Source organism: Nonlabens xylanidelens, assembly GCF_002934445.1.
In the GTDB taxonomy this organism is placed as follows: domain Bacteria; phylum Bacteroidota; class Bacteroidia; order Flavobacteriales; family Flavobacteriaceae; genus Nonlabens; species Nonlabens xylanidelens.
This window is the reverse complement of the sequence record NZ_PTJE01000003.1, coordinates 19,654-33,157: the sequence shown is the minus strand read 5'-3', so window position 1 is coordinate 33,157 and position 13,504 is coordinate 19,654. Positions and strand designations below refer to the sequence as shown.

The window sequence follows — 13,504 nt, the reverse complement described above, 5'->3', positions numbered from 1 at the left end:
ATGAAAAAGCAAATGCATCTAGCTGCTCAATATCTAGCAGCTGCAGGAATAAGTTTCTTAGAAAAAAAAGCAGATGATAGTCATACTAATCTAGGTTTTGATATAGAAAGAGGTAGTTTAGAAACACATCTTTTATCAGACCATGGAGACCAATTGTTTTTAAATTACGTAGATTTCTCACTAGAATGGAAATCAAAATCGAGCTCTATCGTTTATAATCTCGATGGGTCTACACATGAAGATGTTTTAAAATGGATTACAGAGACGGCTCAAAAGGCATTAAATAAAACGTATTCTTATAACCTACATTATGATTTACCTTATAAAATAGATAGCTCATTCACGTTTAAGTTAGAAGATCCTAAAGAATTAGTAGATTTAAAAAACTTAAGAACACAAATTCAATTAAGCCTAGAGCAAATAAACGCAGACTTTAATCTGAATACGAGTATAAGAGTGTGGCCACATCATTTTGATTCTGGTATTTATACTAAGTTTCCAGATAGTGATATATCCATAGGTTTTGGTCTAGCTATACCTGATACGGTAAGCCCAGTTCATTATTTCTATATTAGTGGTTATAATAATGACGGACAGATGGAAACAGCAAGTTATACTGATTTATCTAGAGGAAAATGGAGTAAAGAAGGATTTAAAGGTGCTATTTTACCTGCTGCAGGTGAGACTGCTAGTCAGGCGACTACATTTTTCAAAGAAGCTATTCAGGTATTTTTAGCATCTTAATACATAAGATAGATAACAACATCTCATGAGTGATAAACAGATAAGAAAAGAAGAAGAGAAATATTTAATGACCGAATTAAATGTGGATAAGGAGAAGTTAAAAGCACTCAAGAAAAAACTAGCAAAATTAGAACCTAGATCTGAGCGTGGTGTAGAGACTTTATTTAGACTACTTTCTAAAAATCAATACACGTTAAACTCGATGATAGATAAAAAATCTAACATCTTGATTTCTATTAATGCTTTGATTTTATCATTAATTCTAGGTACGGTAATGGGACAGCTTAAAAATGATCCTCACCTTATTTATCCTGTGATTATGATGTTACTTACTAATCTTGCTTCCATAACCTTTGCAATTTTTGCAACGCGTCCAGAATTAGTTCATGGAAATGAAAAATCTAGAAATTTGATGTTCTATGGTAATTTTCAGAATATGGAAGAAGAAGATTATGTAAATGAAATCACCTCGTTGATGAATGAAGGTGATGAGTTATATAAAACCATTGCAAAAGATACTTTTCATTTAGGTAAAACCATGAATCATAAATTCAAATTATTAAGACATTCTTTTCATGTTTTCTTAGTAGGTATTATCCTATCTGTTATTGCTTTTGTAGCATGTCATGTTTTATTTGGTGGTTTATTATAAGAAACAATCTTTCTCAAAATAAAAAAGCACATACTTTAAAAGTATGTGCTTTAACTTCCCCTTAATATAAATTAATCTTCTGATTAATCTAACGGTACAAACATAAAGGTACGATTTGATATATTTTTACGGTATCCCTCATTTAGTCATTTAAATTCTTATTTTTCTTTAAACTACATTAAGAGGCCTCATTAAATAAGAGCTAAATAATAACGTCCAAACAGTATTTTAGATTATATAGGGTTTTGATATCTGTGCAGGCTTGAAGAGAATCTTTTCAAAAAAAATCTCGTTCTTCTGTTTATAATCCTATATTCCTGGCGACTTAACGAATAACGGTAAACTTATACCTACAGGATTAATGTTTTAAAGACTAGGGTTTTAATTTGCAAACTATAAAGATCTACAACTTTAGAGTTTTTTAGATCTGCCAGTTTACTTTTATATGGATACGTATTTAATTTTAATTATTGCTATACTATTTGCTATTGCCATAGCAACTTACATAGGTGTAGAAAAAATTAAGAAAAAACGATCTTCTGGTAGTAAGTCCTATCAGAAAAAACTCTACTATCAAGTTTATTTTAAACACTTTGTAAGTAATATTCCTGATTAAAAATAAATTATCTTTTATTTAAATACTTAGTACGACTTCATTGAATTGATTTCGTTTTAATCATTTCTAATTTATTTAAGAAAGACACTAAGTGTGATATTATATCAAACCTAGATCTTTAACAATACTTATCAAGTGTATAGCATTGCTAGCTCTAAATTGAATAAGTAATTTACCTTGTCTTTTTTCTATTGAGCTAAGACTATTAGGAGCTATGCCATTCTCCTTAAAATAATTACTTATAGCGTCTTTAGAATGTCCTAGAGATAGTTGTGTAAGCAGGTGAATATCATAGTCCACTATTTCTAGTTCGTTTCTAGAATGTAATGCTTGCTTAACCTGATCAGATAAGAAAAGCTCATTTTTATAAACACTATCGATAGCTTTTGATAAATCTAGCAATCCATTTCTACCCTTACATACAAATGCATTAACTTCTATATTATTGATAAGGTGACGTACCTTTTGTAATCGGTCTTCAACAGAGTAAGTAATCATCTTCAGAGTAGGGTATTCTTTTCTTAATTGCTCTGTAATAGCCTCTCCAGAGCCGTATTTTTGAGCACGATGGTCTGTTTTAAAATTAAGATCTGTTATAAATAGATCATAAGGAACATTATTCTTGATAGCACTTTTTATTTCTAGATAAGCATCGTCACAGTATTGCACTTGTTTTACATTGTTAATACCTGCCTGATTTAAAACTGTCAGGACACCTTTATTGATACTACCAAAGTCATCTGAAATTAATACTTTCTTAAACATATTCTAAATAGTTATTATTGCTTTGAACCCTTTTTCTGTTTCAGATTCAAAAGTAATAGATCCATTTATGGAATGAATACGGTTTTCCGTATTCTGCAATCCATTTCCTTTAATTAATTCTGTTCCTATACCATTATCCTTATAATTAATGACAATAGATTTACCAGTATAGCTGAAGTTTATCACAATAATAGAGGCCTGACTATGTTTGTTTGTATTGGTCAGTAATTCTTGTAATACCCTATAAATAGTAGACTTTTGTAAATTATTTAAGTGTTGCCAGTTAATTTGTTGTATTCCCATGGATAGGACATTAATCCTCTCAGTTTTATAACTTAATAAAAGATCGCTTATTAAATCTTTAAAGTTAATATTAAGATCTATAGAGCTATTCTCTCTAGAAATATCTCTAGTACGCTTATAAATATCTTCTAAATGGTCTAGTAAAGTTTTGTTAGTTTCTGGAGAATCTTGTAATTGGGTCATTACATGGTAAACATCATTTGCAACTTCATCATGGATTTTTCTCGAGATGCGTGTTTCTGTATTATATATTTCTTGGAATTTTTCCTTCCTGTGTTTATACTTTAAGATAAAATAGATAGAAACAGCTCCTAATGCTATAAATAACAAGAGATAGATCAATCTCTCATTTTTTAATTTACTGTCTTGTAGATCTTTCTCTTTCTTATTGTATTGATAAACGTAGTGATTAAAATTGTTGAGTTTTGTCTTGTTTATGGTAATTAGGCTATCGCTTAAACGCAAATATTCTTTTGCATTATTAGAGTCTCCTATTTGTATTTTTAAACGTAAAGCACTTTCTAACTGTCGTATAGCTCCATTTTTATAAGCCATGTTTAAAAAAAGATCTGAATATTTGGACATATTCAAGGTATCTTTTTTACTCAAATAATATTTAGTTAAATGCGTATAACTAGAACCTAATGCGTTACTGTTTTTCCCTTTACGCCTTATATTAAGTGCCTCTAGTAATCCCTCTTCGGCACCGGGAATATTTAATTTTGATTTTACATAACTTAGATTACTTAGTGATCTTGCTATTTTGCTAGAATCATTAACCTCTATGGCTATATCATAAGCCTTTTCATAAAAACCTTTTGCCTTTTCCAGTTGTTCTAGAGATTCATAAGTGCGTCCTTTATTATTTAAAAGAGTAGAAATATTTTTAGGTAGTTTAACCTTATTTAATGCCTCGTCATAAAAAGATAAAGCCTCTGTATAATCCTTCTTTTCTCTATAGAGTATTCCTAACTCATTAATAGTTTTTAAATAACAATGGTCCGTCCAGGGCGTCTTTTTTTCTAATCGATCTATCAATCTTAAGGTTTCTACATTTAACCGTTCACTCTCATAGATTAAACCTAGTTCTTTTTGAATTTCAGCAAGATTTTGATTGTCGTATATTTCTTTTAGAAATAATCCAGCCTTATAATGTTTAATTTTTTGTTTAGAAAAATATTTATAAGCCCTAGCAAGATCGTTACTCTGTTTAGGATTCTTAATTAGTCTCACATAGTATTGTGTAGAATCTGTACTCTGTGCATGTAACGAGTTTGTTATGAGATAGGTGAAAAATAAAAAGAGGAATGAAGTAAAGGTTAGTTTCATTCCTCTAATGTAATAACAAATTTTACAACTAGCGATTAATCTTCAGACTCATCTGCTGGTGGTGGTGGCGGTGGTAACTCTATAGTTCCTTCGTCATCACAACAGGCTTGTACCTCTGTAGTTTCTTCTATAATTTTATCTGGAGTACAAGAAAATAATGCCAGATTGAGGGATACCGTAAGGACTATTAATAATAATTTTTTCATATTTGGAGTGTTTAAAATTGGGCATAGGTGTGGCTGTCCGAGATTTTCTCAGAATATTTTTTATAGCAACACTTGCTTTATTTAGAAGAGTTTGTTCTTCTTAGGGAAGTAGGAACTGGCACGAGTAAAAGAGATAATTACTTCCCAAATGGTCATCTCAATTACCTGGCAACTCCATGATAGAATTGATTATCGCAAGCCCTATTGCGAGTAAGGCGGTCATTAATTCTGGGACAAATAAAAGTCTATTGTTTCTGTCCCATAGGAAGAGCGTGGGAAACTGTTTGGAAATATTCAGGAAATCTTTTTCCAATAACTTTCCTTGATTTAATAATCTGTTAATCAGTAGTATGAATAAAATTTTAATAATGCACGCTTTCGCGAAAGCGGAACAAGAAATCAAAAATAAAGGCATAATTAAGCCTTCTCTTACTGAAAAAGCGACAGAAATATCTAGCTATTTAGACGAAAAGATGGACTTTAATTTAGGTGAACGTAGCCTGAGAGATTATAGAAGTGCAGCACAAAAACTAGAGCACGACGCAGGAGATATAAGAATCAAACAAGTGGATGTTATTACAGGTTTATGTCATTATTTAGGATATGAAAATTATCAGGATTTTGTAAATAGAAATGATACACTAGAAGTGGATGGACCTATTATAATAGAATCTACTGTAGTAAAATCGGCTGTAGAGAAATTGCCTAAAAAGTCTATTTTAAGAAACTATAGATTTTACATTTTGATAGGTGTAATGTGTATTCTTTTATTCTGGCTATATAATTATACGACCAGACAGCGATGGATGGTCTGGAAAGAAGACCGCTATACTGAAGTGGATTTTGACGCCAAGAAATACGACATAAAACAATTAAAATTATATAAAGAAGATCGCATTTTATCATTCAGGAAAATAAAAGTAACCTGCCTCACTGATTTCTTTCATCCAGATGGTAGCGTTCTAGTCTGGTATGGAAAGAATGGTGATAAACAGTTAGAGTACTTTACAGATTTAGGGCTGCATCCAGAGACAGGTAAAACCCTTAAACCTATTTCAGGCTACATGATTGATACACATATTTGTGTAGAATAAAAAGGAAATAAAAAAGCACCCATTGATTGGGTGCTTTTATAAATGAATTGGGTAGTCTGTATTATTCAGTAAATTCAATTACTTGACCAGAAACTATAACCTTGTATTTAGTAAATAGGAAAATTCCAGATGTTTTTACCTCCACAACCTCGTTAATTATAGTACGTGAATTTCCTTCTATCCCTTCTTATATAATTTTTGAGCAACGGTACCTATACTTAATCCTTGTATTATAATTGAAAAAATGACGATAATATAGGTAATATGCAAAATAAGATTCCCAGAATACTGATCACTTAAACTTAATGCTAGTGCTATAGAAATACCACCGCGTAAACCACCCCAAGTCAATATAGCAATGGTTTTAATAGGTTTATCTTCTTCATGTTTAAGTAAAGAATAAGGTAAGAACACAGAAATAAATCTTGCTAACAACACAATGATAATTGTTATTACACCTAGGTAGACATAACTGCTAGTAAAATCTAATAAGTGAATGGCAAGACCTATTAGTACAAATAGAATACCGTTAAAAACGTCGTCTAGGATGGCCCAAAATGAATTGATAGCTATTTGTACTTCACTTTTATTTTCACTAACATGGATTTTGTTACCGATTAATAATCCTGCGACTACCATAGCTAGTGGAGCAGAGGTATGCATTAAAAAGGCTCCTGCTGTTCCACCCATTACTACAGCAAGACTCATCATTACTGCAAGTTGTGGGTTATCATTTAAGGACTGCATACATTTTAAGCCTATAAAACCTATCAATAATCCATAAAGTATGCCGCCTACAGCTTCTTCTAAAAATAGAATGCCTATTTCAGTTCCTATTTCGGTACTATTAAATTCTCCAGTAACAGATGCTATTATGAGTATTCCTGAGAAAACAACCACGCCTATACCATCATTAAAAAGCGATTCTCCTTCTATTTTAATTCCTAGACTTTCGGCAATATTAGCTTTCTTTAAAATAGCCATAACAGCGATAGGATCAGTAGGTGATATTAAAGCTCCAAAAAGAAGTGCATGTATAAAAAGTAAATCTAAATCAAATAGTTGTGCTGCAAAATAAGTTAAAGTACCTACGATTACGGTAGATATAAGAACTCCTAAAGTTGCAAATAAGATGATTGATTTCTTTTCTTTGGCTAGTGCGGCAAGGTTAACATGCAGCGCTCCTGCAAATAATAAGAAACTCAATATACCATCTAATAAAAGTGTTTTAAAATCTGCATTAACAATGATGTCACAAAAGAATTTATAAAACTCAGGAAAGATAGACTTACTTAAAGTGATAGGTATAATGAGTAGCAAGCTTAAAATCATTAAACCTATGGTAGTAGGTAATTTTAACCACTTATAATTAATGTAGCTAAAAAATGCTGCAATAGTAAATACGATACTGAATGACTCGAACATTTTATTTTTATTTAGTATTAATATATTTCCCTACAAATACGGCTATCACTATAGCGAGATAAAACTGACCTATTATATTCATCACTAGAGTAAGTGATTGTGCAGGTGCACTAATTGGAGTAATATCACCATAACCTACTGTTGTTATACTGATGAAACTAAAATAGTAAAAACTAAAACCAGAGTACCCCTTTATTAATTCAAATGAATTAGGATCTATTAAATGTATGGATTCAAAAAAAATACCTCCTATTATTCCCAGATAAAGAAACCCCAATAATGGCCCTAAGATAAACTGTAGGTTTACCTTCTTTATTTTTAATAGCTGTCTGATTAATATAACACCAAAACAAGAAAAAAGTAGGAGTGAAGTCGTTAATCTATATATTAATATAGGATCAGAATTCTGGTTAGATAGTTCTAACCATATAGCTAGTAAAGTTAATATACCTATCACATAGGTAACTAATTTAGCACTTTTTTTAGAGGCCAGTAATGAACTGCTCAATATGACTAATGTATAATTAATTACTATAACATAACCAGGTGTAAGGCTACTTATTGCTACATGAATAGGAGTCAATAAAAAGTTGAATGCAGCAATTAGAGCAATCAAATACTTGTTGCTCGTTATCGTGTTCCAGTTAATTATAGATAGTAATTTCATAAGACTACTAAAAATTAGCCTCTAGAGTCAGTACTTTTCCTTTTCTCAAAACTTTAATAAGTACTTTATCACCTTCATTGAGACTTTCTATTTGTTTTTTAATAGAACCTAGATCATGAGGACTGTTGCAACTTAAACCTTGAATACTCAAAATTATATCACCACCTAACCATAGTTTTTGCCCTAAAATTTCAGCTTGTATAACACCTGGTTTCAATCCTATTTTGTCAGCAAATGAATTAGGAAGAACACGTTGTATCAATACACCAGATTTCTGTGGAGTATTAAATATGCCTGCTAGTCCTTCGTTTAAAAATAATCCATCAAAACCAGTCCAAAAACTATTTACATCAAACAGTACTTTTTTTATAGTATTAGTGTCTACGGCAAATCCTAAACCTTCAAAACCACCACTGTTAGTTAGAATAAAACTTACAATACCTATAACTTCGCCTTTTACATTAAACATAGGCCCGCCAGAGTTACCTTGATTTATAGAAGCATCTGTCTGTATAAATCCAGCCATTTCTCCATTTGCTATCATGTTTTTATCGACTTTTCTACTTATGTGACCTACAGATAAAGAATGCTCAAGTCCACGAGGTGCACCTATAACAAGTATTTGTTCTCCTACCTTTGATTTATTAGAATCTCCTATTACAGCAGGTTGTAAACCAGTAGGAATCGTTCTTAGTTTAAGTAAAGCTACATCTGCGGCTTTAGAGCTGGATATCACATCTGCCGAGAAGGCTATTCCATTTTGAAGTTTAACAGAGATCTCGTTTGCAGACTCCACCACGTGTGCAGCCGTAAGAATTAAACCTTCCTTACTTATAATAACACCAGATCCTAAACCACCTGAACTAGTTACTTGCTGATTTTGTACCTTATATTCAACAACCTCTATAGTTACTACAGATTCATCTAGTTGCCCAAAAAGGCTTGATAAATCTTGTGCATTTAGAGCGGTACTAAAACATAGTAATAATATAAAGCCGAAACTCAATTTCATCTTCTTAATCATAATTATTTTATTCTTTCTTTAATTAACGTAGCAACTTTTAAAACTTTAGATGCTGTCGTAATTTTTAAAATTTATTTAAAAATGGCAATAACTCTCGTAGTTGCCATTTTATCAAAGATTTAAATCAAATTTACATCTGTAATAATTTCTAGTAGTGCAGGACCATCATGATCACGTAGTTTTTCCATTGCAGGAATTAGATCTTCTAACTTTTCTACACGTATTCCTAGAGCACCGCAATTCTCTGCATATTTTGCAAAGCTTGGGTTAGAGAGCGATGTTTGCCATACATCTACCTCGGCAGCACGTTGTTCTTTAGATATTTTTCCTAGTTCAGAATTATTAAGCACGACGTGTTTAATATTCATATTGTACTTGACTAGTGTATTTATTTCGGCTAGGTACTGTCCTAGACCAGCATCACCAGACACAGACCATATAGGTCTTTTATCACCTTGGGCAGCCCATGCTCCCATAGCTGCTGGTAAAGCAAATCCTATAGAGCCTAAATATCCAGACATTAATACGGCTTGATTTGTCGGTTCAAAATACCTTCCAAAAGAGTAGGTGTTGTTCCCTACATCTACCGCTATAACAGCGTTATCTGGAGTAACTTTATTCATTGCGTTAAATACAGAAATAGAGCTCAATCCATTACCACAGTCCTTTAAACGACTTTCTTTTTCCTCTCTCCACAGTTTCCATCGTTCTTTAATTTCTTCGGTCTGATCTATGGCAGCGGTTTTATCTTTAGTTTGAGTAGTAATAATATGAAGCGTTTCAGAAATCTCTCCCCATAATGCCACATCTACTTTATGGTGTTTACTCAATGCCATAGGATCGTAATCTACCTGAATAATAGGTTTCTTAGGTGTTATTCCAGTATGGTTAGAGAACGATGCACCTAACACGAGCATAAGATCACATTCATTCATAAACCAAGATGCGATAGGAGTACCGCTTCTTCCTAGCACACCACAACCTAATGGATGACTGTCTGCTATCAATCCTTTTGCTTTAAATGTGGTTATGACTGGACAGTTTAACGCTTTCGCGAAAGCGGTAATAGCATCCATCTCAAAACGTGCTCCATGGCCTACTATAATTACAGGTCTTTTTGCTTTCTTAAGTAAGTTAACCGCCTTTTCTACCATTTCCTTGGGAGGCGATATATTAAAAGGGGTAATTCTATTTTCTGGTGTTTGCGCTACGGCATGTTCTGGCTTTTCAGTAAAGGCTACTTCATCAGGAAAAGTTATGTGTACCACATCTCTTTTGATCAACGCAGTTTTTACAGCTTGAGACATTAACTCACTATGATTAGAGTTTAAATGAACCGCATGATTAAATTGTGTAACGCTGTCAAAAGCCTTAACGAGATCCACTTCTTGAAAAGCTCCTGTTCCTACTACTTGTGTATTTACTTGTCCAGAAAGGGCTAGCATAGGTGCTCGATCTACTTTGGCATCCCACATTCCTGTAAACATGTTTGTAGCGCCAGGACCAGCTATCCCAAAACATGCAGCAGGTTTTCCAGTTAATTTTGCATAACCAGATGCTGCAAACGCTGCGGCGCCTTCATGTCTTATCCCAAAAAATTGTAGTTTTCCTTTCTCTTCTTGTCGGCGCATAGCATCTGCCACGGCAAGATTACTATGTCCTACCATTCCAAAAACGGTGTCTATGCCCCAGTTTACCATGGTTTCTATCATGACGTCAGATATCGTGTCTTTGTGAGACTCCTCTTCTGGTATGGCAACATAAATGGCGTCGCCTTCTTCTTTTACTTCAAAAGTGATAATACTATCATCATGACCACCTGGCGACTGACCATTGCAAGGGTCAAAATCCCAACCGTGCCACGGACATCGCAGCATACCGTTTTCTATAGAACCTTCTCCTAGAGGACCGCCTTGATGTGGACAGGCGTTATCTAGTGCTGAAAATTTGCCGTCATAATGTGTTAAACAAATACCTTGATGACCAGCAGTTACGGTTTGTACACGTCCTTCGGGCAACGTATTTCTATTATCTAAAACTTTATACCACTTTTTATTATCCATAATTAAGTTGATTTAATTAGATCTATTTTTAAATTGATTTTGATGAATATTCACAGATCTAGTTGAATATATAATCAATGATACAAGCCCAAACGTTGCTACTGCAATCGCACAAACTCCTAAATAGGTTGCTATTTTATAGCTTTGATTTATACCAGCAATCACTCCAGAAATGAGTAATAAGAAAACCGCTATATAAAAGTAAATCATAGCTCTATTCAATAATTTTAACTGTTTCAGTTTGCGACTTATTAAATTATCGTCCTTACAATTAGTTATTAATTTGTCCAACTCATCACTAAGCGCGACCATTAAATTAGATGTCGATAGAATCAAAAGACCTATTCCTGGTATGATAGTTATGGGTAGATACCAATGCTCCATTATATAAAGTTTTTCAAATTATATTTTAAACTAAGCATATAGGAGCCTGATCTTGAATAAAAATTCAAATGTCTTATCATAACCATAAATACGGAATATAGGTATGTTCGGTATAAACTTATAGTAATCATAACGAGGTTGGTTGCTTTTTAAGAAAGGTAAAATTTACTCAAAATTTATCACATTAAGATCACCCTTAGACGCAATACTTCTTTGTATATCAATTCAATATTAGATAAAACCTTTTAAATCTGTCTAGCTTTATTTGAGACTACTTACTTCATGCGACACATTAATACTATTGTTCTTTAGTTTTAAAACAAATGATAACTAAATCGGTTTTGAAACGATTGATTTAAAAAAGTGAGGTAAAAACCGATGTTTCTACTTTGATAAATTTTCATACATATTTATGAATTAGTAAAAGATAAATGGAAACAGTGACTAGAAGAACATGCACATCATTTTGTATTCTAAAAATAAAAAGCAATAATTTGCAAGGCTATGAAGGCATAGTCGACTTAAAGAAGCTGTATAGTAAAAAAAGAATCCCAGACCATGAATGAATTAGAAGTACCCATAACCGATATAGAAAATTTCATTTATTGTCTAGAGGTCGTTCCAGACGCTACTTTGACTGAGACGACAGAGGTACTTACCATTCTAGAAGATATGACGTTAAATCAAAATATCAATAGTATTTATAAGGCCTGCGATACCATAGAAGATCTAGAAGAAAGTATCAATCACTTGCTTTATGAAGATCATAATTTTAAAGATTACGAGATCATTTATCTGGTCCTACCAGGAGAAGCTAACAATATATTAATAAACGGTTATTACTACAGCATAGAAGAAATAGCAGAGCTTTTTGAAGGTAAAATGGAAGGAAAGCTGATTCATATAGCAAATAAAAAAGTACTCGATCTCACTGCAGATGAATCTCAGTATTTTCTAGACGTTACAGGTGCTCGCGCCATTTCTGGTTATGGAGTTCCTTCACCTCACATGACCAGCGCCTTCACCATCGACCGTGTATTCTTCAGTCTATTCTATGAAAACGACGATTTAAAACAAGTCGTAGAACGTCTGTTCTATAAACATCATCAGCTTAGTAAATTGCTCGATTTTAGATTGTATTATTAATACATCATGTAATCAATTGTGTTCTTGTAGAGATTCTTACGATATAGAGTGACCATTAGTTATTTAAATAATCATGTTTCTATTTACCGATAAGAAATGAGTTTTTTATAGGTATACGATTTGGATAATTCAATTGCTTTTAAACCTCATATAAACCGGTAAATGATCAGACAGCATTCTCATGGATTCTAGTTGACCACACTCTTTGACAAAGTCTATCGTACCGCAATCCATCAACTCATTTTTTGCAGCGTTGTAGATAATATTATCTATAGCATGATTCAAATAATTACCGTCTTTACACAATCGTTTTAAAGTCGTTCTATTTCCATTTAAACATGCTTTATAAGAATCGTTCTTTATTTTATCAAATACATTGTGATCTATCGTTAAATTAAAATCACCAGCAAGGATTATATTCTCGTTCTTATGATTCATCATATAATCGTTTATACAACTCACCTCTATTTCAGGTTGCTCACTATGTTTTCTAGAGTGATAATTAAGCAAAGTAAAAGAACCCTTCGATCCCTTCTTAGACTCCAATTTTACTTGATACGGTTCTCTATAAACACATTCATCTAGGTCAGTAATTAGTTTTGCCTTTTCTATAACTTTCACCTTACTCGTTTTCCATAAAAAGGCATACTTCTCCGTTTTGTACTTAGGACTTTTAGTAGGATTACTTATAGAATAATCCCACTTGCTTCCCGTCCTATTAAGGTAATCTGCCAGTCTAGCCACCGCTTGCGAGCCGCCGTAACCAGACACCACTTCTTGCAGCGCAATCACATCATATTCCTTTAAAATAGCACCTATCTGTTCTATTTCTTCAGCCGACTTTGTTTTACCAAAATCTCTAATATTCCATGAAACTAGAGCGATCTCATCCTGCGCACTCACTAAGTTAGGCATGCTTAATAAGAAAAACAGTAATAGAAACAGATGCTTTAAACTCATTATAAAATAGGTGTTAAGTGGGTTGATGATCTCGCTTTCGCGAAAGCGGAATTAAAAAAAAACAAATCGATCTCAAATAGTAAAACTACTAAAATAAGAACCGCACAAAGATATTTATAACAAATC

The 13,504-nt window shown here is 32.8% G+C and carries 15 protein-coding genes; 5 read left to right on the top strand and 10 right to left on the bottom strand.

The window, feature by feature from the left end; all coding sequences use genetic code 11:
• The 3 genes from LY01_RS07550 to LY01_RS15130 all read left to right on the top strand — a co-directional run bounded on the left by LY01_RS07550 (position 1) and on the right by LY01_RS15130 (position 2,012).
• Positions 1–744: a hypothetical protein gene (locus LY01_RS07550; RefSeq protein WP_104515237.1), complete on the top strand. Its 744-nt coding sequence runs from the start codon at positions 1–3 to the stop codon at positions 742–744.
• Between the two features lie 25 nt (positions 745–769).
• Positions 770–1,396, top strand: coding sequence for a Pycsar system effector family protein (locus tag LY01_RS07545; RefSeq protein WP_104515236.1), 627 nt, complete (start codon positions 770–772; stop codon positions 1,394–1,396).
• 445 nt (positions 1,397–1,841) lie between these two features.
• Positions 1,842–2,012 carry a hypothetical protein gene (locus LY01_RS15130; protein WP_170034560.1) on the top strand — a complete coding sequence of 57 codons (171 nt, stop codon included), beginning with the start codon at positions 1,842–1,844 and terminating at the stop codon, positions 2,010–2,012.
• A 99-nt stretch (positions 2,013–2,111) separates the two neighbouring features.
• Here the strand turns inward: LY01_RS15130 and LY01_RS07540 are convergent, their stop codons facing one another.
• Genes LY01_RS07540 through LY01_RS15125 form a run of 3 tightly spaced genes read right to left on the bottom strand, consistent with a single transcriptional unit; the run spans position 2,112 to position 4,615 of the window.
• Complete coding sequence (locus tag LY01_RS07540) at positions 2,112–2,777, bottom strand: response regulator transcription factor (RefSeq protein ID WP_104515235.1); 666 nt, start codon at positions 2,775–2,777, stop codon at positions 2,112–2,114.
• 3 nt (positions 2,778–2,780) lie between these two features.
• On the bottom strand, positions 2,781–4,409 hold the full coding sequence (locus tag LY01_RS07535; RefSeq protein WP_104515234.1) for an ATP-binding protein: 1,629 nt from the start codon (positions 4,407–4,409) through the stop codon (positions 2,781–2,783).
• 35 nt (positions 4,410–4,444) lie between these two features.
• Entirely contained in the window at positions 4,445–4,615 is a 171-nt protein-coding gene (locus tag LY01_RS15125; protein WP_170034558.1) for a hypothetical protein, read from the bottom strand.
• Between the two features lie 350 nt (positions 4,616–4,965).
• Between LY01_RS15125 and LY01_RS07530 the strand changes: the two genes are divergently transcribed.
• A complete protein-coding gene (locus tag LY01_RS07530) occupies positions 4,966–5,709 on the top strand; it encodes a hypothetical protein (protein ID WP_104515233.1) in 744 nt (247 codons plus the stop codon).
• 61 nt (positions 5,710–5,770) lie between these two features.
• Here the strand turns inward: LY01_RS07530 and LY01_RS15365 are convergent, their stop codons facing one another.
• The 6 genes from LY01_RS15365 to LY01_RS07505 all read right to left on the bottom strand — a co-directional run bounded on the left by LY01_RS15365 (position 5,771) and on the right by LY01_RS07505 (position 11,272).
• Positions 5,771–5,854: a hypothetical protein gene (locus LY01_RS15365; RefSeq protein ID WP_317044692.1), complete on the bottom strand. Its 84-nt coding sequence runs from the start codon at positions 5,852–5,854 to the stop codon at positions 5,771–5,773.
• Between the two features lie 32 nt (positions 5,855–5,886).
• The gene (locus tag LY01_RS07525; protein WP_104515232.1) at positions 5,887–7,134 is read right to left on the bottom strand and encodes a cation:proton antiporter; all 1,248 of its coding nucleotides are present in this window, start codon (positions 7,132–7,134) and stop codon (positions 5,887–5,889) included.
• Positions 7,135–7,141: 7 nt separating this feature from the next.
• Positions 7,142–7,801, bottom strand: a complete 660-nt coding sequence (locus tag LY01_RS07520; protein ID WP_104515231.1) for an ion channel — start codon at positions 7,799–7,801, stop codon at positions 7,142–7,144.
• A gap of 7 nt (positions 7,802–7,808) precedes the next feature.
• Positions 7,809–8,825: a S1C family serine protease gene (locus tag LY01_RS07515; protein WP_104515230.1), complete on the bottom strand. Its 1,017-nt coding sequence runs from the start codon at positions 8,823–8,825 to the stop codon at positions 7,809–7,811.
• A gap of 119 nt (positions 8,826–8,944) precedes the next feature.
• On the bottom strand, positions 8,945–10,888 hold the full coding sequence (locus LY01_RS07510) for a thiamine pyrophosphate-binding protein (protein WP_104515229.1): 1,944 nt from the start codon (positions 10,886–10,888) through the stop codon (positions 8,945–8,947).
• Between the two features lie 12 nt (positions 10,889–10,900).
• Positions 10,901–11,272: a DUF2721 domain-containing protein gene (locus tag LY01_RS07505; protein WP_104515228.1), complete on the bottom strand. Its 372-nt coding sequence runs from the start codon at positions 11,270–11,272 to the stop codon at positions 10,901–10,903.
• Between the two features lie 558 nt (positions 11,273–11,830).
• Here LY01_RS07505 and LY01_RS07500 point away from each other — a divergent pair.
• Positions 11,831–12,418: a DUF6642 family protein gene (locus LY01_RS07500; RefSeq protein WP_104515227.1), complete on the top strand. Its 588-nt coding sequence runs from the start codon at positions 11,831–11,833 to the stop codon at positions 12,416–12,418.
• A 129-nt stretch (positions 12,419–12,547) separates the two neighbouring features.
• Here the strand turns inward: LY01_RS07500 and LY01_RS07495 are convergent, their stop codons facing one another.
• Positions 12,548–13,378 (bottom strand): endonuclease/exonuclease/phosphatase family protein, encoded by an 831-nt coding sequence (locus tag LY01_RS07495; RefSeq protein WP_104515226.1) that lies wholly within the window; start codon positions 13,376–13,378, stop codon positions 12,548–12,550.
• Between the last annotated feature and the right edge of the window lie 126 nt (positions 13,379–13,504).